The 20,706-nt window shown below is 69.7% G+C and carries 20 protein-coding genes and 1 pseudogene; 7 read left to right on the forward strand and 14 right to left on the reverse strand.

All coding sequences use genetic code 11. The annotated features are described in order from the left end of the window. The first annotated feature begins 154 nt into the window (after positions 1–154). Positions 155–1,135 (forward strand): IS5 family transposase, encoded by a 981-nt coding sequence (locus ACFCZF_RS34780; RefSeq protein ID WP_376675056.1) that lies wholly within the window; start codon positions 155–157, stop codon positions 1,133–1,135. 74 nt (positions 1,136–1,209) lie between these two features. Here ACFCZF_RS34780 and ACFCZF_RS34785 read toward each other — a convergent pair whose 3' ends face one another. From ACFCZF_RS34785 to ACFCZF_RS34835, 11 genes are all read right to left on the reverse strand, one after another. After that, positions 1,210–1,530: a hypothetical protein gene (locus ACFCZF_RS34785; RefSeq protein WP_376675034.1), complete on the reverse strand. Its 321-nt coding sequence runs from the start codon at positions 1,528–1,530 to the stop codon at positions 1,210–1,212. Next, positions 1,527–2,045: a hypothetical protein gene (locus ACFCZF_RS34790; protein WP_376675035.1), complete on the reverse strand. Its 519-nt coding sequence runs from the start codon at positions 2,043–2,045 to the stop codon at positions 1,527–1,529. The genes ACFCZF_RS34785 and ACFCZF_RS34790 overlap by 4 nt, the downstream gene beginning before the upstream one ends. Before the next feature lie 368 nt (positions 2,046–2,413). Continuing rightward, positions 2,414–3,442, reverse strand: a complete 1,029-nt coding sequence (locus ACFCZF_RS34795; protein ID WP_376675036.1) for an NAD(P)/FAD-dependent oxidoreductase — start codon at positions 3,440–3,442, stop codon at positions 2,414–2,416. A gap of 11 nt (positions 3,443–3,453) precedes the next feature. Next, a complete protein-coding gene (locus tag ACFCZF_RS34800; RefSeq protein ID WP_376675037.1) occupies positions 3,454–3,972 on the reverse strand; it encodes an isoprenylcysteine carboxyl methyltransferase family protein in 519 nt (172 codons plus the stop codon). Then, positions 3,969–5,057, reverse strand: a complete 1,089-nt coding sequence (locus ACFCZF_RS34805) for a type III polyketide synthase (RefSeq protein ID WP_376675038.1) — start codon at positions 5,055–5,057, stop codon at positions 3,969–3,971. Before ACFCZF_RS34805 ends, ACFCZF_RS34800 begins: the two co-directional genes overlap by 4 nt. Beyond that, positions 5,054–6,235, reverse strand: coding sequence for an NAD(P)/FAD-dependent oxidoreductase (locus ACFCZF_RS34810; RefSeq protein ID WP_376675039.1), 1,182 nt, complete (start codon positions 6,233–6,235; stop codon positions 5,054–5,056). The genes ACFCZF_RS34805 and ACFCZF_RS34810 overlap by 4 nt, the downstream gene beginning before the upstream one ends. Further along, entirely contained in the window at positions 6,235–7,071 is an 837-nt protein-coding gene (locus tag ACFCZF_RS34815; RefSeq protein WP_376675040.1) for a UbiA family prenyltransferase, read from the reverse strand. Before ACFCZF_RS34815 ends, ACFCZF_RS34810 begins: the two co-directional genes overlap by 1 nt. Further along, positions 7,068–8,132 carry an NAD-dependent epimerase/dehydratase family protein gene (locus ACFCZF_RS34820; RefSeq protein WP_376675041.1) on the reverse strand — a complete coding sequence of 355 codons (1,065 nt, stop codon included), beginning with the start codon at positions 8,130–8,132 and terminating at the stop codon, positions 7,068–7,070. The genes ACFCZF_RS34815 and ACFCZF_RS34820 overlap by 4 nt, the downstream gene beginning before the upstream one ends. Positions 8,133–8,237: 105 nt before the next feature. Continuing rightward, positions 8,238–8,555 carry a hypothetical protein gene (locus ACFCZF_RS34825; RefSeq protein WP_376675042.1) on the reverse strand — a complete coding sequence of 106 codons (318 nt, stop codon included), beginning with the start codon at positions 8,553–8,555 and terminating at the stop codon, positions 8,238–8,240. Positions 8,556–8,599: 44 nt separating this feature from the next. After that, positions 8,600–10,336, reverse strand: a complete 1,737-nt coding sequence (ctaD, locus tag ACFCZF_RS34830; RefSeq protein WP_376675043.1) for a cytochrome c oxidase subunit I — start codon at positions 10,334–10,336, stop codon at positions 8,600–8,602. 277 nt (positions 10,337–10,613) lie between these two features. After that, positions 10,614–12,215, reverse strand: a complete 1,602-nt coding sequence (locus tag ACFCZF_RS34835) for an FAD-dependent oxidoreductase (protein WP_376675044.1) — start codon at positions 12,213–12,215, stop codon at positions 10,614–10,616. Positions 12,216–12,397: 182 nt separating this feature from the next. Here ACFCZF_RS34835 and ACFCZF_RS34840 point away from each other — a divergent pair, with 182 nt between their 5' ends. From ACFCZF_RS34840 to ACFCZF_RS34850, 3 genes are read left to right on the forward strand one after another with little or no spacing between them, the layout of a single operon-like run. Beyond that, positions 12,398–13,243: a carotenoid biosynthesis protein gene (locus ACFCZF_RS34840; protein WP_376675045.1), complete on the forward strand. Its 846-nt coding sequence runs from the start codon at positions 12,398–12,400 to the stop codon at positions 13,241–13,243. Beyond that, positions 13,240–14,364, forward strand: coding sequence for a glycosyltransferase (locus ACFCZF_RS34845; protein WP_376675046.1), 1,125 nt, complete (start codon positions 13,240–13,242; stop codon positions 14,362–14,364). The genes ACFCZF_RS34840 and ACFCZF_RS34845 overlap by 4 nt, the downstream gene beginning before the upstream one ends. A 1-nt stretch (position 14,365) precedes the next feature. Next, positions 14,366–15,859 carry a phytoene desaturase family protein gene (locus tag ACFCZF_RS34850; protein ID WP_376675047.1) on the forward strand — a complete coding sequence of 498 codons (1,494 nt, stop codon included), beginning with the start codon at positions 14,366–14,368 and terminating at the stop codon, positions 15,857–15,859. Positions 15,860–15,984: 125 nt separating this feature from the next. Here ACFCZF_RS34850 and ACFCZF_RS34855 read toward each other — a convergent pair whose 3' ends face one another. Continuing rightward, positions 15,985–17,637, reverse strand: a complete 1,653-nt coding sequence (locus tag ACFCZF_RS34855) for a YhjD/YihY/BrkB family envelope integrity protein (protein WP_376675048.1) — start codon at positions 17,635–17,637, stop codon at positions 15,985–15,987. A gap of 651 nt (positions 17,638–18,288) precedes the next feature. Between ACFCZF_RS34855 and ACFCZF_RS34860 the strand changes: the two genes are divergently transcribed. Further along, positions 18,289–18,858: a hypothetical protein gene (locus ACFCZF_RS34860; protein ID WP_376675057.1), complete on the forward strand. Its 570-nt coding sequence runs from the start codon at positions 18,289–18,291 to the stop codon at positions 18,856–18,858. 97 nt (positions 18,859–18,955) lie between these two features. Here the strand turns inward: ACFCZF_RS34860 and ACFCZF_RS34865 are convergent, their stop codons facing one another. Next, positions 18,956–19,303: an STAS domain-containing protein gene (locus ACFCZF_RS34865; RefSeq protein WP_376675049.1), complete on the reverse strand. Its 348-nt coding sequence runs from the start codon at positions 19,301–19,303 to the stop codon at positions 18,956–18,958. 291 nt (positions 19,304–19,594) lie between these two features. On the opposite strand from ACFCZF_RS34865, the gene ACFCZF_RS34870 reads away from it, so the two are divergent. After that, a complete protein-coding gene (locus tag ACFCZF_RS34870; protein WP_376675050.1) occupies positions 19,595–20,167 on the forward strand; it encodes a hypothetical protein in 573 nt (190 codons plus the stop codon). A gap of 99 nt (positions 20,168–20,266) precedes the next feature. Here the strand turns inward: ACFCZF_RS34870 and ACFCZF_RS34875 are convergent, their stop codons facing one another. After that, positions 20,267–20,422, reverse strand: a complete 156-nt coding sequence (locus ACFCZF_RS34875; RefSeq protein ID WP_376675051.1) for a hypothetical protein — start codon at positions 20,420–20,422, stop codon at positions 20,267–20,269. Between the two features lie 65 nt (positions 20,423–20,487). Here ACFCZF_RS34875 and ACFCZF_RS34880 point away from each other — a divergent pair. Beyond that, positions 20,488–20,694: pseudogene (locus ACFCZF_RS34880) on the forward strand (transposase); the annotation flags it as partial. Positions 20,695–20,706: the final 12 nt, after the last annotated feature.

The raw sequence follows: 20,706 nt of genomic DNA on the forward strand, positions 1-20,706 counted from the left end.
CTGTCGACCTCGGCGAACTCGGCATCCAGCAGCCCGCCTCCGTCTGCGCCGACGCGCACCCTGGCCTGCCGAGCAGCCGCAGCTCTCCCTCACACACAGCCCGCACGGCCTGCTCGTTCACGTCATACACACGGCCAGCGTAGGCAGCACCAGGCTGCGAACGGAGGCCACAGCGAGCACCGTCCACAAGATCCTGGCATCGATCCCTGACGAGGCCGAACGGTGGGTGGCCATCGAGGACGCCCCTTTCAACTCCCGCTCAGGAAAACGGCAATGGACCACGGACGGGGCGAAACGCCTGGTCGGTCAGCAGGTCGACCGGCCAGTGACTGTCGAGGAGAAGGTGCGGGCCGTCCGCGATCTGACCCGTGACGACGAGGTCGCCGTGAAGGTCACGGCCAGTCTGTTCAGCAGGCCCGAGACCGCGGCGAGCCTGCCGGCCGCCGACCGGGTCCGCGACGGCGTGAAATGGCGGGCTCTGCCCGCCGGCTATCCGCCCTGGCAGACGGTCTACTACCACTTCGCCCGCTGGCACCAGGCCGGTGTCGTCGCCTTCCTGCGCGACCAGCTCCGCCGCCAGATCCGCACTGGCCAGGGGCGATGCCCCTGGCCAGTGACGCTGATCGTCGACTCCCAGTCCGTCAAGGGAGCCGAGACCGTCTCCAAGGCCACCCGCGGCTTCGACGCCGGGAAAAAAATCAACGGACGCAAGAGACACATCGCGGTCGACACCCTCGGGCTCCCAGTGATGATCACGGTGACACCCGCCAACACCACCGACCGCGACGCGGCCCGCGAACTCCTCTGGCGCCTGCGCGTCATGCAGCCCCAGATCACCCAGGTCTGGGCGGACTCCGCCTACGCCGGCCAGCTCACCACCTGGTCCGACGACTTCCTACACATGACGCTCAAAACCGTCTCCCGCCCCCGCAGCGCGAAGGGCTTCGTTGTCCTGCCACGACGCTGGAAAGTCGAACGGACGCTGGGCTGGATCATGAAATCCAGGCGCAACGTCCGAGACTACGAACGCCTCCCACAGCATTCAGAAGCCCACCTGACCTGGGAACTCATCACGCTGATGACCCGCAGACTCACTCGTAGAGGCCCTCGCACGACTTGGACGAAGAAGCCCTGAGCCCGGTCGGCCCGGCCGCTGACTTCCCCCTTCGCCCGAGTGCAGCATCAGTGGCTCACCCTTCGGCTTCTGGATCAGGGACGTCGGCCGCAGGTAGCCAAATCCTCCATCACCGCTACGCCCAAGAGGGACGCACCGAACGGGGCGTCGTCGACCGGACCGTCGTTGCGCCAGATGACCAGGTTTCGGCGCGTGTAGAGGTCAGAACCCCAACGTCCGACTACTTCGCCGGTGAGACTGATCTCAACCTCCGCCCACACCCCCTGCTCATCCTCAGTGAATCCAAATTTTTGCAGATTCCCGAAGCCATCGTTTACCAGATGATCCGTGATTTGCTTTGTGACATCTTCACTGAATTCCGCAAGATAGTCAGCGTAGCGTTCCCGCAGAGTCACTCCCGAACTCCCTCCTGAATGCCTTCCTCACCCTTGGCCGCGAAGCAGCCACAGTCGTTGAGGTAGAAGGCGGTGATGATGCCCTTCGCGCGCCCGTCCGGAGTACCCGTGTCGTCGTGGGTGTAGGCGACCCTCATGTTGCCCCACGTGCTGTTCACGCCGCTGGGAAGGTTGGATGTGCACGTCCAGGTGTTACCGCTCTTGGAGCACTTGGTGCGGGAGTCGTCCAAGGCCAGGTCGATGTCCTGCTTGAAGTCACTCCAGCTGACACCGAGCCGGTGGCCCCGGTCATCGATGTGGTACTTGCCGAAGCCCGTGGTGTGGCCAGCCGTGTTGTCGTGCCGCCCCAGACGCAGCGGAAGGTCGTATCCGTTGGGCGAGAAATGCGTGGAGTACACCGTCCAGTTCTCACCCGCCGCCTGCGCTGGAGAGACTCCGGCCGACAGGAGTCCCAGCGTGCCGAAGATGCTGGTGCCGACCACGACGGCTGTACGGCGTATGCCAGAAAGCTGCATGACTTTTCTCCCCATGTGACGTCCAGTACCAGCAGAGCGCCCGAGGACCGGAACGCGTTTCCTTGCCCACGGAGCTCAACGACGAGAGAACGGCCGACTTCGCCCTTCTTGCTGGCCGAGAGCGCGGTGTTGACGAGATGTGGCCGTCCTTGTGGCCATGCGTTCACTGCCCATCGCTCGGATCTACCCCAGTCCGCAGCGTCAGACGAGGTGTGGGCCTGGATCTCAAACACTCACTCAGCCCCGCGGGTGAGTTCTCCAGGCTCTGGCTTGGAGAACTCACCCGTAAGGTCCTGCCTGCGGGTGGCCGCATACTCGCGGTGCTGAAGTTGGTGTTGCTGCCTTCATCGGCGTGGGGAGTCACCAGGTCACGCCTTCGCGGGGCCTGCCAGTACGTCGATGGTCGCGGAGAACAACCACGGCAGCCGCTGCGCGGCCGGCACGAGTGCCGTGCGGACCGGGGGCGTCCTGGTCGCGCCGAGCAGTGCGTGAGTTAGCCAGCGGTGGCGGCGGGTGAGCCGTCTCCACTGCCGCTCGTAGTGCGCCAGGTCGCCGTTGACGACGGCCCGCACCGCTGCAGATGCCTGCGCGAGGGCCAGTGCGATGCCCTCGCCGGTCAGGGCGTCGACGTAGCCGGCCGCATCGCCGACGAGTAGCGTCCGGCCGGCGGTGCGCGCGATGGTTTCCTGGCGCAGTGGGCCCGCGCCGCGCACGGGTCCGGCGGTGGGAACTCCGGCCAGCCGCTGCTGCAGTTGCGGGAAGGCGGCAAGGTGGTCGTCGTACCGTGCGCGGTCGGCTGTGAGTACGGCAACGCCTACGAGGTTACCGGCCACCGGGGTCACGTAGGCCTCCGCGTGGCGAGCCCAGTGCACTTCGACCCGGTCGCCCCAGGGCGCGAGCGCGTAGTGGCGCCGCAGCCCGTGCCGCCGGTGGGCCCGTTGCGGCCGGTGCAGGAGCAGGGCCCGGCGGATCGGCGAGTGCAGGCCGTCGGCCGCCACGAGGTAGCCGGCACGGGTGCCGTCGACCACCACGCCGTCCTGGGTCTGCTCGACGTGACGCGCTGTGCGCCGTTCGACCCGTACGCCCGCGGTCAGTACGGCGTCGCGCAGCGCCGCGTGGAGCACGGTGCGGCGCACTCCGCGGCCCGGGCCGGCCCGGAAGTCGGCGTCGGCCCGGCGGGGCCCCGCGACGTAGCGGATGCCTCGCAGGTCGTGCCCCGGCGGGTGCACGCCGAGGGCTGCCAGGGCGGTGACTGCGCCGGGCATCAGGCCCTCGCCGCACGCTTTGTCGACGGTACCGGCGCGTTGTTCCCAGACGGTCACGTCGAGTCCTGTCCGGGCCGCGTGCAGGGCCGTGGCGAGGCCCGCGGGTCCGCCGCCCACGATGAGCAGGTCCATACGCTTCTCCTCTAGGCCAGCCGCGCCAGGGCGGCGTCCTCGGTGCGGATGCGGGTGGCGAGCAGAAACCCGTTGAGCACGGTGAAGACGACCGCCGTGATCCAGGCCGAGTGCACGAGCGGGAGCGCGAGCCCCTCGACGACGACGGCGGCGTAGTTCGGGTGCGGGAGCCGGCGGTACGGTCCGCCGGTCACGCGCGCGGTGCCGGGCACGACGATCACCCGGGTGTTCCAATGTCGCCCCAAGGTGGCGATGCACCACCATCGCAGCACTTGCGAGGCCGCGACGAGGGCGAACATGGTCCAGGCGAGAACGGGCACGGCGTCCGGTCGGCGCACCCACACCTCGACGAGGGCGCCGCCCAGCAGCCCCGTGTGCAGCGCCACCATGACCGGATAGTGCCCCCTCCCGGACTCGACGCCGCCCCGTGCGAGGCTGTGAGCGGCGTTGCGCCGCGACACAACCAGCTCGGCGGCCCGCTCCAGACCGACGGCCGCGACCAGGACGGTGAACAGGACCTGGCCGCTCATCCCGCACTCTCCGGCGCGCGCAGCAGTACGAGTTCGGAGCAGAAGCCCGGGCCCAGGGCGAGCATGAGCCCGTGGGAGCCGGGCCGGGGCGGGTGATGGGCGAGCGTGTCCGCCAGGACGTGCAGCACGGAGGACGAGGACAGGTTGCCGACCCTGCGCAGTGAGTCCCAGGTCACCTGCAGGGCGTCGCGGTCGACGCCGAGGGCGTCCTGCATCGCCTCGATGACCTTGGGGCCGCCGGGATGCACGACGTACCAGCCGAGGTCGCGGTCGGTCAGCCCGTGGTCCGTGAGAAAGGCACGGACGTCGTCGCCGACGTAGCGTCGTACGAGGTCGGGAACCGAGGAGTCGAGCACGATTCTGAACCCCGTGGATCCGATATCGAAGCCCATCGTGCGCTCCGAGTCGGGGTAGAGGCGGCTGCGCGAGGCGAGGACCTCGGGCCGGGCGGGGTCGTCGGCGAGCGCCAAGGGGTGCTCGGGGCCGACGGCGACCACGGCGGCGGCGCCGTCCCCGAACAGGCCGCTTGCCACGAGATTGGCGGGTGAGTGGTCTTCGCGCTGGAGGGTGAGTGAGCACAGTTCGACCGACATCAGCACCGCGACCCCGTCCGGGCGGCCGTGCAGCAGATCGGACAGGCGTGCGATACCGGCCGCGCCGGCGACGCAGCCGAGGCCGACGAGGGGCAGGCGCACCACGTCGGGGCGAAGCCCGATCTGCGCCGCGACGCGCGCTTCCAGACTGGGGACGGCCAGGCCGGTCGCGGTGCACGACACGATGTAGTCGACGTCGGCCGGGGTGAGGCCGGCGTCCTTGAGCGCGTCGACGACCGCGCGCGAGCCGAGCTCGACGCCGGCCCGGATGAAGAGGTCGTTCGACCGGCTGAAGTCGCTGAGGCGGTCGTACTCCTTCAGCGGGAGGACGCTGTGCCGGGTCTCGACGCGGGCGTTGTGGTGGAACCGCTCGAGGAGACCGCGCGCGACCGTGGTCTTGGCCAAGGTGGTGGTGAAGGACTCGGTGATCTCCTCTTGCCGGTGACGGTTGTCGGGCAGGACGCCGCGGACGCTGAGGACGCGCATGGTCATGCTGGCTCCTGATGTCGGCCGTTCGGCCGGGTGGGTGTGAGGAGCGCCCGGCCGAGGCCGAGTGCGACGGTGCGGGTGAGCCGGCCGTGGGCGAGGCCGAGTTCGACGAAGTCGTCGAAGACGCGCTGGTCGGCGGCCGAGGCCCGAAGCCCTGCCTCGATGAGGCGCGTGCTGCGGGCAAGCCGGGCAACCACAGCGGTGTGGCGCAGGTGGGGCTGCAGGATGCGGCGGGTGGCGCGGACGTAGTCCTCGCCCGCGCGCTCGGGCCGTTCGTCCCGCAGAGCCGCGGCGGCGGCACGGCCGGCCGCGATGCCGGTGGCCACGGCGTGGTGAATGCCCTCCCCGGTCAGCGGGTTCACCAAGCGGGCGGCGTCGCCCACGAGCAGGACGCGGCCGGCTAGGGGGCGCCAGCGCGCCATCGAGAGCGGAAGATGGTGCCCGGCCCAGTGCTGTCCGCCCTCGGCGGCACCGGACAGGAGCACCTCAAGGCGTTCCAGCAGCAGGGCACGGGACGGGGCCGGGCGGCCCTCGTGGAGCAGCTCCCCGTACCCAACGTTCGCGAGGCCGTCACCGCGGTCGAAGGACCAGGCATACGACGGCTGATGCCGGGTGCCGAACTCGATGACCTGCGCGCCGCGCCACCCGGGAGCAACAGGCGCGTAGCCGCGCAGCGCCAGAGCCACCGGACCGCGGGGTTGGCCGAGTACACGTCGGACGGCCGAGTGAGCGCCGTCGGCGCCGACCACGACCGCTGCGGAGATCTGGTCGTCCAGGACCACCGCGTCGGCGTGCTGCCGCAGAGCGCGGACCCGGTGGCGCAGAAATCGGACGCCGGCGGTGACGGCCGCGTCGACCAGTCGGGCATCGAAGACTTGGCGCGGCACCACCCACGCCGGACGGGCCATCGGCCGCTCGGCTACCAGGCCGCCGAAACCGAGGCGGAGGCGGGCGACCGGGACCTGGTCGTCGACGAGACCGGTGACACCGACCTCGGCAAGGAGGTCGAGGACATGCGGGGCCACCCCGTCGCCGCAGGCCTTGTCCCGCGGGAAGTCCGACCGGTCCAACAGAACGACGCGCAGACTCGGGTCGGCGTGCAGTGCACCCAGGGCAGCGGCCGCACCGGCGGGTCCGGCGCCGACCACAGCAACGTCGAAATCGGTTGGTGCCGGCGCCATCAACCGGCCGCCACGAGCAGTACAAGGTCGAGCAAGGCGATGGCCACCGCCGCCCGAAAGGGAGCACGACCGCGTGCGGCTGATGTGAGGAGCATGAGGACGGACACGAGGGCGAGAATCGCCCACGCCCATCCTGTAGGGGGACCGGCGGGGCCGAGCACGGCCAGCAGTGAGGCGGCCCCCAGCAGCACGACGGCCAAGCCCCGCGACGCACGCCCGCCGATGCGGTGCGGCAGGCCGCGCACGCCGGTGCGTGCGTCGTCGGCGAAGTCGGGCAGCGTGTTGAGCAAATGCGCCCCGACACCGAGCGCGGCACCGGCGCCGGTCGCCCACGCAGGAGCCCACGCCGGGTCGGGAGCGGCGAGGGTGATGACCGAGGGCAACGTTCCAAAGGCGCTGGCGTACGGCACCCACGACCACCAGGTCGCCTTGAGCGCCAGGTTGTAGGCATGGCCCGCGCCAGCGCCGAGGACGACGTTGACCAGCGCGCTGCGCCAGCCGACGAGCGCGGACAGTAGGAGGCAGGTGATTGCGGTCATGGCGAGTGCGATCACGGCCCAGCCGGCCGGGAGAGCGCCCGTCACCAGCGGCTTGTCGGTCCGGCCGACGGCGCGGTCGCGAGGAAGGTCACGCAGGTCGTTGCCCCAGCCGATCGTGAGCTGGCCGGTGAATACCGCCGCGGTGACGATGACCGCGTCGAGCACACCCAAATCGCTGCGTAGAGCCAGCAGTCCCGCGATCGCGCCGACCGCTAGCGCCGGCCCGCCGTGGGCAGCGGCGAGCAGCGCCAGCAAGGGCGGCGGCCCGGGACGTGTCGGGGCCGTGCCGGCGGTCACGGGCGCCGCCGCACAGCAACCGGCCCGCTACGGAGCGCGTCACCGAGCGCGCCCGGTACGGTACGCGGGCGCAACACCGGCGTCGGTCCGGACGCGGCCTTCCGCATGCCCTCGATCACCTCGGCGAGCACCTGTGGTCCGTCCATGGTCGCGGCCCAGTCAAGTTCCGTGCACGCGCGGGCCGTGTCCAGCGTCGGGAGTGCAAAGCCCATGTCCAGCCAGCCGGCGTCCACCTGCTGCAGGTGCGCGTGCCAGGCTGCCAACATGGCGGCGCGGACGACCGCCGAGGGCACGTGCACGAGCTTGGCGCCGAGCACGTCCGCGAGGACCGCCGCGGTGACGGGCGTGCCGGCGGCGAGATTGAAGGGACCTGCCGCACGCCGGCGGAGCACCGCGACGACCGCCTCTGCGACGTCGTCGGAATGGACCATCGGAATGGTCAGCCCTCGGTCCATCGGCAAAACCGGCAACAAACCGAGTGCCTTGGAGGGCACGAGAGCTGGCACTCCGTACCGCAGGAGGGCACTGCCCGCGGCACGCTGCCCGACGATTCCAGGCCGCAGACGAGTGATGAGCGTGCCGGTACCGGAGGCCAAGTGCTGATCGAGGAGGCGCTCGGCCGCCGCCTTGTGCCGACTGTACCGCGAGCTGCGCACGCCACCGGTGGGCCAGGACTCGTCGACGGGACGGTCGTCCTTCTTCGGTGAGTAGGCGCCGATCGAGGACATGTGGACCAAGTGCGGGACACCGACCTCGGTGACGGCGCGCAGCACGCGGCGGGTGCCTCCGACGCCGAGTTCGGCGAGGTAGGCGAGGTCGTGTGACGGCTGGAAGCCCCACGCCAGGTGGACGACCGCGTCCGCGCCGCTGCACGCCGCAACGAGCGCGTCGTGGCAGGCATCCTTACTGAGGTCCACCGAACGCCACTCGACACCATGGCTGTCGGGGCCCTCCGGCAGCCGCCGAGCCAGGCCCACGAGGTCGTGCCCGCCCTCGGACCGCAGGCGTCGCACGACGACGGAACCGATGTTCCCGGTCGCACCGGTGACCACGATACGCATGCAGGATGAAGTCCCCCGCCAGTCCTCTGCTCACACAGGGCACTGCGGCATCCGGCGGACACGGCGTCTTATGGCGTGCGCCTTCTCCCGGTCGAGGGTCTGCGTTCAGCGGGTGAGAAGGGATGCCATCGGCAGACACCCCAGGAGGACGCATGCGAAAGCGGCATGTCGTCGCAGCAGCGCACTGCGCAGTTGACTGTAGCGGTGCTCGTATTCGCCGCGCAGCCTCTCCGCCCGGTCAGCGGTGGCCTTCAGTGCTTGCCGGGTGAGGCCAAGGCGTTGCTGCACGTAGTGGCGGGACAGGTCTTCCGCTTGCCCGGTCGTAAGCCAGGGAAGACGAGCACACAGGGTAGCCGCCTCGTTCCGCGCCTGCGTCAGTTCGTCCTGGACAAGCAGGTAGCCCGCGACTTCATTGGCGAGCACGGCACCCTGCGCGTCCGGCGACGGATTGGATGGGCGGGGGCCCGTCATGGCCGGCCGCTTTCGCGATCCGCCGAAGCGTCGACAGGGTACCGGCCGACGTTCTCGAGCTGATCGATCTGGCTGACCTCTGGGTGGTGCAGGTCGAACGCCGGAGATTCGGTGCGGATGCGCGGCAGGGTGCAGAAGTTGTGCCGCGGCGGCGGACAAGAAGTCGCCCACTCCAGCGAACGGCCGTAGCCCCACGGGTCGTCCACGTTGACCGGCTTGCCGTACTTGGCCGTCTTCCAGATGTTGTAGAGGAAGGGAAGCATCGACGCGCCGAGCAGGAACGAGGCGATCGTCGAGATCGTGTTCAGCGCGGTGAAGCCGTCGACCGCCAGGTAGTCGGCGTACCGGCGCGGCATGCCCTCGGCGCCCAGCCAGTGCTGGACCAGGAACGTGCCGTGGAAGCCGACGAACAGGGTCCAGAACGTGATCTTGCCCAGTCGCTCGTCGAGGAGCTTGCCGGTGAACTTCGGCCACCAGAAGTGGAAGCCGGCGAACATCGCGAACACCACGGTGCCGAACACCACGTAGTGGAAGTGCGCCACCACGAAGTAGGAGTCCGAGACGTGGAAGTCCAGCGGCGGCGAGGCCAGGACGACACCGGTCAGACCACCGAACAGGAAGGTGACCAGGAACCCTGCCGCCCAGAGCATCGGGGTTTCGAACGACAGCGACCCCCTCCACATCGTGCCGATCCAGTTGAAGAACTTCACCCCGGTCGGGACCGCGATCAGGAAGGTCATGAAGGCGAAGAACGGCAACAGCACACCGCCCGTGACATACATGTGGTGCGCCCACACCGTCACCGACAGGCCGGCGATCGCGATCGTCGCCGCGACGAGACCCATGTAGCCGAAGATCGGCTTGCGGGAGAAAACCGGGATGATCTCAGTGACGATGCCGAAGAACGGCAACGCGATGATGTACACCTCGGGATGGCCGAAGAACCAGAACAGGTGCTGCCACAGGAGCGCTCCGCCGTTGGCGGCATCAAAGATATGGGCGCCGAACTTGCGGTCCGCCTCCAGCGCGAACAGGGCCGCAGCCAGGACAGGGAAGGCCAGCAGAACCAGCACGGCGGTCAGCAGCACATTCCACGTAAAGATCGGCATCCGGAACATCGTCATACCGGGTGCGCGCATGCAGATGATCGTGGTGATGAAGTTGACCGCGCCGAGAATGGTGCCGAAGCCGGAGAAGGCCAGCCCCATGATCCACAGGTCGGCACCGATGTTGGGCGAGTGGACCGCGCCGGAGAGCGGGCTGTAGGCGAACCAGCCGAAGTCGGCGGCACCGTTCGGCGTGAGGAAACCGCCCACCGCGATGGTCGAGCCGAACAGGTACAGCCAGTAGGCGAACATGTTCAGCCGGGGGAAGGCCACGTCGGGTGCGCCGATCTGCAGCGGCATGATCCAGTTCGTGAAGCCGGCGAACAGCGGCGTCGCGAACATCAGCAGCATGATCGTGCCGTGCATCGTGAACGCCTGGTTGTACTGCTCGTTCGAGATGATCTGCAGACCGGGTCGGGCGAGCTCGGCGCGCATGACGAGCGCCATCACGCCACCGATCAGGAAGAACGCGAACGACGTCACCAGGTACAGTGTGCCGATCGTCTTATGGTCGGTAGTCGTCAACCATTTGACTACGACACTGCCGAATCTCCGGCGCCGCAGAGGCAATTCGTCTTCGTAGTGAGGTTCTTCGGCCGCAGGTCCATGTCCGCTGAGGATGGTCACGAGTCGCTCTTCTTCCAAAACGATGCCTATTGCTGACATCCTCGCGGCACAGAACGCACGATGCGCCGTTGAGCGAGCAGCACGCCCACCACAGCCGTCTTATTACGCCCGAACAGCGTATTCGGGTACGCCATTGGATTCAGAAGGGCGGCTTCGTCGCTCTTCCTCCAGGGCTGACCGTCGGCTGCTGAGCGGAAGGCGGATCGACGGGACTGCATCAGCGACGCAGCCACAGGCCGGCAGGACTGCCCCCTCCGTAGTGCGCGGTAGCGTGCTGCTACTGGCGTGCTTCTCGTGCCGTCAGTGCGCGCATGGCGCGCAGCAGAGCTGTGCGTCCTTGCGTGGGGATGCTCCACAGGTCGTGTCCGCGGATGTTCCATTGGGTCAGGAGGGCGTTTGCCGCCTGGAAGCCGCTGGTCGCGGCGCGTTCCATGAGGGCTACGGGAAGGTCGATGCGGACGAGGTCTCCGGCCAGGACGAGACATGGGTCTGGCGTTGTCACTGTCGGGCGGTCTTGGAAGCCGCCGGAGGGGAACAGGGGGCAGTCCGTGCGGAGTTCGTGGCGTTCGTCGATCACGGTGGCGTTCGCTGTCTCCGGGTAGACGCGCCGCATCTGTTGTGTCAGCTGGGTCTGCGTTTGGTGCGCGGTTGCTTGCTCGGTCAGGGCGTAGGCGTGCAGTTCCACGACGGCACCGTCGTGGCGCTTCGCCCACTTCTGGGACTCGTCTTCGTAGCGGTTGAGGACGCTGATGTTGTCCAGGGGGCCCAAGCCGCCAGTGCCCAGGAAGGCGGGGCGGTGCGCCTGCAGTGGGGTGTCGAGCCACAGACGTGAGACCAGGAAGGGAGGCGCGCTGCGCAGACGTGCGATGCGGTCACGCCATTCCTGGTCTGCCAGGTTCGGTGACGACCTGACGATGCGCTGCAGGCCCTGGGTGTTCGCGGCGAGGACCACGGCGTCGGCGGCGTGCGGGCGGCCTGCTCCTGGTTCGTCGGTCACGATGTCGTAGGAGCGCGTCTGTCCGGGGGCGACAGCGGCGACGGTGGTACCGGTGCGGACCGTGACTCCGAGCCGCTGCAGGTGAGCATGGAGGGGGTTCCAGACGGCGGTCGGGAAGGGACGCTGAAGGACGTCGAAGAGCAGTCCCTCGCTGGAGCCCAGGAAGTAGATGTGGAACATGGTGGCCAGTTCGGCAGCCGAGAGGTCGGCTGGGTCGGCGAAGAAGCTGCGCGAGAAGACTTCGAAGGCCAGGTGGTGGGCGCTGGGGGGAAAGCGGACTTGTTCCAGGAAGGTTCGGGCGTCGAGGTGGTCGAGCCTGCTGTAGACCTGGGGGACCTTCACGTCGAAGAGTTCGAGGGCGGCGCGCCTGTCGATCGTCGTGAGGTCGGCGGCGCGGAAGGTGGGACTGCGCATCATGAAAGCCGCCGCGTTCCAGGGCGGGGTCTTCGGCAGTCCGGCGAATGTGTCGGTATGCCCGGTGTCGTGCAGCAGGGGGTAGTCGGGCACCGGCGTCAGGTTGCCGAGCGAGGGGTCGACGCGACGCAACAGGGCCCGGAGGTTGTAGTACTGCCGGAAGAAGGCGTGGAAGCCGCGTGACATGGTCGCGGTCGAGCCGTCGCGCAGGCGGGTCGGCCAGCCCGCCAGACGCCCGCCGAGGTAGGCCTCTTGCTCGAAGAGGTCCACCGCCATGCCGCGCTCCGCGAGGGCCACGGCGGCGGTGACGCCGGCGATTCCCCCGCCGATGACGGCGATGTTTGGAGGTGGCCTGTCCTGCCAGGCGGTGTGCGCGGCGGGCGGGGCACTGATCCGTACGGCTCTGCGGTCTCGTCCGGGCAGGTGCTTGGCCGCCCGGTCACGGGGGTCACGCAGGAGGTTGAGCATCGTGGACCGCTTCCTCCTTTGCTGTCGGCAGCCGGATGGTAACGACGTCGTTGGTGAGTCTTATGGGCGGGTGCGCGTGGAGCGGCAGTGCCGCGCCGGTGGGCTGGTCCGTCCCGGTGAAGGCGGCTGGTGCCGGTCCTCGCCTCAGCGGCGGGGCGGGACATCGTCTCTATGCTCGCGGCATGGTCCAGGTGACGGCGCGGCCGGTAGTGCGCCGCAGGTGTGGTGCCGGCCGGCGGGCAGCCTGGCTGCTGGCGGCGGCGGCCGTGCTGTGTCAGATCCCTTATCCGCTGGTCTCTGGCTCGCAGCGCGACATCCTCACCATCGTCGGTGTGGTCGCGTTCTGCCTGGCGTCGGTCCTTGTTGCCGCGCTGCGTCATGGGGCGCGCGGTCCGCTGGCCCTGTTCTTGGTGGCGGGCCTGGGGGGTCTGGCGGTGGAGGCCGTCGGTGTGCGGACGGGGTACCCGTTCGGTGCCTACCGGTACACGGACTCCCTGGGTCCGAGCGTGGTGAGCGTACCGGTGGTGGTGCCGCTGGCGTGGATGATGATGGCGTGGCCCGCGCTGGAGGCAGGCCGTCTCCTGGCTACACGTTCTTGGCGGGCCGGCAGTCGTCTGGCACGGGTGTCCACGGCGGTCATCGGGGGGTGGGCGCTGGCGTCCTGGGATGTGTTTCTCGATCCGCAGATGGTCGATGCCGGTCACTGGAGCTGGTCGGATCCCTCTCCAGGGCTTCCCGGGGTGGAGGGCGTGCCGCTCACCAACTTCATCGGATGGGTGGCGGTGTCCGTCGTCATGATCGCTGTGCTGGACGCTGTCACGGGGCACCCCGTTGACCCTGTTGCCGGCGTTGGCAGGGCCGGTGGTCCGGCCGTGGTCCTGTATCTGTGGACCTACGCGTCCTCGGTGATGGCCAACCTCGTGTTCTTCGGTCGCCCGCAGGTGGCGCTGGTGGGCGGCGTCCTCATGGGGCTGGTCGCTGTTCCGCTGGCCTGGCATGTGGCGGCTGCCGCCAGGAGGTGCGGGTGAGCGGCGCCCGTGCCGCACGGTCGGTGGTCGCCGCGGGGTCGCTGCTGGCGATCGCCGGTACGGTGCACTGCGCACTCAACGCCAGGCTCTTGAGGGTTCCGCCGCCGGATCCGCCGCTGGTGAGCGAACGGGTGTCGCTGCTGATGCCGGCACGCAACGAGGCTGAACGTGTCGGACCCGCGCTCGAGGCGTTGCTGACGCAGCAGCACCTTGCTCAGGCGGAAGTCATTGTGCTCGACGACCAGTCGAACGACGCGACCGGTGACGTGCTGCGCCGACTGTGCGAACCGTTTGCCCACGCTCAGGTCGTCAGTGGCACGGCGCCCGAGCCCGGTGCACCGGGGAAGGCGCATGCCTGCCAGCAGCTCGCGGCCCTCGCGCAGGGCCGTGTGCTGGTGTTCGTCGACGCGGATGTGGTCCTTTCCCCGTATGCGGTGGCCTCCTGTGTAGCCGTACTGCGTGGTGCTGGCCTCGATCTCGTCTCTCCCTTTCCCTGCCAGGCCGCCGCAGGGCTCGCCAACCGGCTTTTCCAGCCGTTGCTGCAGTGGTCGTGGCTGACGGCTCTGCCGTTGCGCCGGGCGGAGACCTCAGCAAGGCCGGGTCTGTCCGCCGCCAACGGGCAGTTCCTCATCGCGGACGCTGCCGCCCTTGCCAGGTGCGGGGGATTTGCCGCGGTCGCGGACGAGGTTCTGGAAGACATGGCGCTCGTCCGGGCGTTCAAGCGCGCCGGCAAACGGGGTGGGATCGTGGACGGCAGCCGGATCGCGGTCTGCCGGATGTACGACGGCTGGCCGCAGCTGCGCGAGGGCTACAGCAAGTCCCTGTGGGCGGCCTTCGGGTCGGGCGGCGGGGCAGCGGCCGTGTGTGCGCTGCTCGTCTGGGCTTACGTGATTCCTCCACTGGCCGCGCTGCGCGGGTCGGCGTGGGGGGCGGCCGGCTACGGTGCGGCGGTGCTCGGACGGGTGCTGGCCGCGCGGCGCACGGGCGGCCGGTGCTGGCCGGACGCCCTTGCGCACCCGGTGTCCATTGCGCTGCTGACGGCACTGACGGCACGGTCCTGGCTCGGACATCGGCGCTCGACGCTGACGTGGAAGGGCCGACGTCTGCGGGGGGTGCGCTGACATGGCCCGCATCGTCGTGATCGGCGCGGGCATGGGTGCCCTCGCGGCCGCGGCCCGGCTTGCCCGGCAGGGGCACCAGGTCACCGTGTGTGAGCAGGCGGCTGCGTGCGGGGGCAAGCTCGGCACCGTGCGCCGGGACGGGTTCGTCTTCGATACGGGACCGTCGGTGCTGACCCTGCCCGATGTCTACCGTCGCCTGTTCGCGGACACCGGCGCCCCGCTGGAGCGCTTCGTTTCCGTAAGGCCGGTCGATCCCGCTTGCGCTTACCGGTTCGCCGACGGGACCGAGTTCGAGATGCCCGGTGACCTGCGTCTGGTGCCGGGCGTCCTGGATGATGCCCTGGGCGCGGGAGCGGGCGCACAGTGGGCCCGCCTCCACGCTCACTGCGAAAAGCTCTGGCATCTGGTGGGCGAGAGCGTGCTGCGCCGGCCGATGAGCGGCCCTGCCCAACTGCTGCGTCGCTCCTCCCGCCCCCTCGAGCTGGCCGCCGTCGCACCCTGGCGGACACTGCGCGGCACCGGCCGGCGCTACCTGCGTGATCCACGGCTTCGCCTCTGGCTCGAGCGCTACGCCACCTACAGCGGTTCCGACCCACGACGCACACCGGCCGTGATGGCGGTGACCTCGTACGTGGAGCAGCGCTACGGCACCTGGTACGTGCCTGGCGGTCTGCGTGTTCTGGCCGAGGTCCTGGAGCAGCGGTGCGCCGAGTTGGGAGTGGTTTTCCGCTACGACTGTCCCGTCACCGCGGTCGATACCTCGTCCGGGAAGGTCACCGGCGTCCGGCAGGCGGACGGCAGGAGCGAACGGGCGGATGTCGTCGTCTCCGGCGTCGACGCCGCAGCTCTCTACGGCCACCTGACAGCGGACCCGCGGCGCAAGCGCCCCTTGGCGGCCCTCGCCCGCGCCCAGCCCTCGCTGGCCGGGTTCGTCCTCCTGCTGGCCTTGCGCGGCCGCGATCCACGCACTCCGCACCACAGGGTGCTGTTCCCGGCCGCCTACGACGCCGAGTTCGATGCTGTCTTCGGCGTGCCGGCCGCTCCCCCCGCCGACCCCACGGTGTACATCAGCGCCCCCGATGACGCCGCCCTGCGTCCTGACGACGGGCACGAGGCGTGGTTCGTGCTGGTCAACGCGCCCAGGCACTCCGCTTCGGGCGCCCCGGGGGCCATCGACTGGACCGCACCGGGGCTTCGGGAGTCCTATGCCGAGCACGTGCTGGACGTCATGGCCGAACGCGGCGTCGACGTGCGTCCGCGCCTGCTGTGGCACGAGGCCCGCACCCCCCACGATTTGGAACGGGAGACCGGAAGTCTGGGCGGCGCCATCTACGGCACCTCTTCCAACGGCATCCGCGCCGCCTTCCTGCGACCCGCCAACCGCTCCCCCATCACGGGACTCTTCCTCGTCGGCGGGGCCACCCACCCGGGCGGCGGCCTTCCCCTGGTCGCGCTGTCGGCAGAGATCGTCGCATCCCAGATCGGCAGCGCCTGACCATCCGGCCCCACCGTGCCTCGGCCGGCTCGAGGACCTGGCGCCGACTGCCGGGCGGCCGGCCAACCCCTGACCGGCCCGCTCAACATGTCGCGGCGACGGATCAGCAGCACCCCCACCCGTTGCTACCGCAGCGCCCTCGCCACGCCCACCGCCAACTGCACCAGACCCACCCCTCCAGCCGCCACCCAGACCAGAACACACACGTCGGCCCAAGGCCACCCCGTGCCCGGTGTTCCCGCGGGCAGCAGTCCACTTCCCAGACACGCAACCGCGCACAGCACCACCCGCAGCGGCCGCTCCGCGACACTGAGCGCTCCCACCCCGCGCATCCCGGCCGCAACAGCCCGGGCCCGTAGGTACTCGTGCAGGAGAGCAACGGTGGCAGCCGCCACGCACCACGACGCCGGCGCTCCCAGCGCGTACAGGACAGCGACCAGCAACAGGTCCGCGATCCGGTCGGCCGTCGCGTCCACCACCGCGCCCAAAGGGCGGGCCCGACCGGTCGTCACGGCAACCGCCCCGTCCAGTCCGTCAAGCAGGCCCGAAAGGACGACCAGCGCGCAAGAAGCCACCGGCCACAGGCCGCCTCCGAAGGCCAGCCCGACTGCGGCCGCAGCCGCAAGCGGTCCCCCCAGCGACAGAAGGTCGGGGGGCACGGCGCGTAGCAGGCGAGTGCGCGCACAGCGCTGCGCCAGCACCACCCACGCCGAGGCCAGCACGCTGCCGGACGGGTCATGCCCTTGGTGCAACCGGGCCCAGCGGGCCAGACCATCCGTGTCGTCACTGAACTGCGGCTTCGCAGACCCCGCCCTTCGGTCGTGGCGAAGGCGCAGCCGTACCCGCGAAGCCACGTCCGCACGCCACGGCCACCCACCGCGGTGTCGGCCGGGCACCCGGCCACCTGGTGCAAGGCCAGTGCACGACTCGCCGGCCGGCGCCAGGAGGCGGCCTGCGCGACCGTCCAGGCACAGCATCAGCTGGTAGCCGACGAGCAGCACCGCATGCAGCAGGTACAACCACAGGCTCACGGCCACCGTGGCTCCGGGCGCGGCAAGCCCCCCGAAGGGGGCGCTCCAGTCGAAAGGCACGGCCAGGAACAGGACGAAGCCGCCGAGGAAGCCGCACAAGAACGCGCCCGTCACAAATCCGGACACGACTGTCGCCCGCCACCCCGCAACGCCCACGCCGACAAACCGGAAGACGAGGAGAACCTCCGTCGACAACAAGACCCACAGCAGGTGAAACGCTACGACGGCGGACAGGACAAGGCGCCAACCGCCCGCGTTGGCCAGTCCAGCCAGCCACGGGGCGGCGAGCAGAGCCGTGCTCATCACAAAGGGCGCCGCCACCACGGCAGGCACCATGCCCAGTCTGCCCCGCCAGCCGGTGAACGTGTCATCCTGCACGGCCACGGGTGACAGATGCAGAAAGCTGCGGCGCAGCCCCTCCCCGTACAGGCTGGCAGGCAGCAGCGCCAGGGCGAAGGCAACGAGGGACAGCTCCACTGCCGCCCCGGCCAGAGCCGTCACGCCTGCCTGTACCCCGTGCCCGGCCGGCAGCGCGTCACCGATCTGCGACACGGCGCCTCGCGTGCCGTCCACACCGAGGAGCCACCCGCACAGCCGGAGCAGCACCAGCATCAGGGCGACCAGGGAGATCAGCGAGAAGAAGGCCGTACCAGCCGCCACCAACGCCACGTGCTTACCGCGCAGACCACTGCGCACCTCAGTGATGAGCAGGCGCAGCGCCGACCACATGCTGTGTCCAGCGCCCATTGACACACGCTGCTCCTTCGCACGTCCGCTGACGCGTCTTCGGCTCTGTCCGGACGATACACAGCGCAGCGAACCGCCCGAGTCCCTGAAGGACGCCCACAGAACGCGTGTCGCGAGCGTCCCTGGAGCACCCCATAGCGTCGGCTTCCCTCAAGCTGGGGTGCAGCGCCGGCCACCGAAGCCGGTTCACGATCAGAGCTCTGGAGCGGACTCGGCGGGCGACGGAAAGGCGCTCGGACTGGCCGCATGGCCAGTCGTCGGCTGAGCCGCCCCAGGCACATTCTCTCTGAAGACCTGGCTTCGCCGCGGGTGCCCGTCCCGGTGCGGCCACCTGCTCCCGGTGCTCACTCTCACCCCTGATCAGCTCAGCGACCGCATCCGCTTACGTGTCACGGAAGTCAGTGCTGTCCCTGTCCAGGACGTCGCAGCTCATCGGGCTACCTCCGGTGGCACCTGCCCGGAACGCGGCGCCGGACGTACGCCGTTGACGCTCACCCCAGTGGTTCCCGGCCACGGACTGGGCTCGGCGGCGGTACCTGCGGACACACCGTCTGGGTCAGCCGTGATGGCGGCGAAGGTCAAATCCGGCGAGGCTTGAGAAGCGCTCGAAACCAAGCCAAACCATCCCGCTTCCTCTCAAGGAGCACGCTCCTGTCTGATCGCCACACCCTCATCCGCAGCCTGCACGACGTGGGCCTGGCCACCTGGTTCGGCGGCTCCCTGATGGGTGCGGTCGGGCTCAACGGGGCGGCCGAGGAGGAGGGCTCCACGGTCGCCGCCAGGGCGCGGATCGCTTCGGCCGGCTGGGCGAAGTGGGTTCCGGTCAACGCTGCTGCCATCGGCGCGCATCTGTTCGGCGGTGGCGGCCTGCTCGCCGTGAACACCCACCGGGTCAGAACCCAGCAGGGCGTGGGCGCCTCCACCACCGCCAAGACGGTGGCCACGGCGGCGGCCCTGGCCGCCACCGCCTACGCCCGCGTTCTCGGAAAGAGAGTCGAGCTGGCCACCTCCTCCGCCCCCGAGGACAACGAGAAGGCGGGCCAGCACCCCATCGACCTGCACCAGGCGCGGCGCCAGCTCGCCTGCGCGCAGTGGGCGGTACCGGCCCTCACCGGATGCCTCGTCGTCCTCAACGCCCTCCACGGCGAACAGCAGCGCCCCATGGAACAGTTCCACGGCATGTGGGACCACGCCCGCTCTATGACCCCGCTCGTCCCGTAAGCAGTCTCCCCCGGCGGGAGCTTGCCGCTCAAGCCGGAGCCTCGTGCCCTCGATGACCAGCTGCTCACGTGCTCCGGTCCGGCATGAGCGCCGACCGTCACGGAACCGGGTCCGGGGGCGCATCGGCAGGCAGCAGACATGCGAACGCCCGGGTGGGGAACAGCTCTGCGGCCAGCTTCAGCAGGCGAAGCGGCTGGGAGGCCAGGCCCGCTACTGCCACCGTCCGCTGCCGTTCCGGGTACGGGGCGTGCGGCGGCGTCTCGGACAGCAAGTGGAGACCGGCGACGTCCATGAAGACGGCATCGTGCAGGTCCCAGGTCACATCGCGTACGGCTGGCGACAGCTCGTTGAGAGCAGCGCGCAGCGCGGGCAGGGTGGCGTAGTCGATCGTCCCGTGCGGGACGATCCGGACGCTGGTGCCGTCGGTCGTGGTGGTGATGTACATGATGGGCGCGCCCCCCTTTCCGGGGGTCATGAGCCCAGAGACGAAACGCCCCCAGAGGGGCGGAGCGACCATGGCGGGAGCTGAATGCCCAAGCGAGGGCGATTCTCAGCTCCCCTGGCCGGCGATTCGCTGTGCTGGCCAGTCTCGGTGTCCGTCCATCGTCACACGGCACCCGCCGAGGCCGCCATGCCCGTAGTTCAATCCGGCGCCCGTGTCAGCCTCTGGTCCGTCCGGGTGACCAAGAGCCGCGACGCCGGTCTCCGAGGGCATGGCCCCCTCTAGCGTGCGGTCATGGAAGACACCCAGATGCCCGAGCCGCTGCGGCGGGCGATCCACCAGCTGGTTGCCGAGGCGGTGCAGAACTGCCAGGAGGTGCTGACCTACACCGAGCCCTTCGCCGCGCACGACTGGAAGCGCATGACGCTGTGCCGGGCCACGGACGCGGCGGACACGATGAACATGGCGGCCATGCTGATCGCCGCGTACTACCAGCGCATGGGCATGCACCGGGAGCGGTTGGAGTCCTACCTCCAGCTCTGCCAAGAGCGTGACCGGTCGGCCGGTCCGGGTGACGGCGAGTGGGCGAAGCTGGCGGGCCTGCTGGGCGAAGACGCTCCCGCCAGCGCGACGGTGCCTCAGACGTGGCCCAGCATGCAGTTCCACAGCGGGCAGAGGGTGGCGGAGGAGGCCGGGAGGCCGGAAGAGGACCCGCAGAAGCTGTTCACCGAGGCGTGCCTTCACGGGCTGCGCGCCCGCCTGTGTGACGACGTGGGCTCCCTGGGCGACTACCTGCCGCCGCACGTCGCGGAGATGGCGCGAAAGGTCGCCGAGGTTCTAGAGGAGCCGCAGCCGGCCCCCGCGTGACGCCGGGGGCGCGCGGTCGTTGGACAGCGCAAGCCTATTCCGGGCCCCGGAGATGTCATGGCTGATCCCCCCGGGGCCCGTGGCGTGTCCGGCGTTCGGTCAGCTCTGGGTGTCGTTCGGGTCGGTGAGCCAGGTGACGACGTCGGCGTGCGGGCTGCCCGAGGCCGCTACTCCTACGGTGCCGCCTCCGGAGTTATCAAGGACATCCAGGCCGCCATCACGTTTCTGAATTGGCTCGACGAACGCGAACAGCAACTGGACGCCTTGAACCAGGGCTGTTCGCCTGGGCGCACTCAGTCCGCGGCGGTACACCACGAAGCATGCCGACGCGACGCCCGTACCCGAGTGATCTGTCCGATGCGCGCTGGGAGTTGATCGAGCCGGTGCTGTCTGCTTGGCGCTTCGAGCGCCGGGGCAGGGCCCTGGACTTCGGCCGGCCGCCGGAACATGACCTGCGCGACATCGTGGACGCGATCTTGTACGTGGACCGGACCGGGGTTCAGTGGCGCTACCTCCCGCACGACTTTCTATCAGTTACG

This window comes from Streptomyces sp. NPDC056296 (genome assembly GCF_042268605.1).
GTDB lineage: Bacteria > Actinomycetota > Actinomycetes > Streptomycetales > Streptomycetaceae > Streptomyces.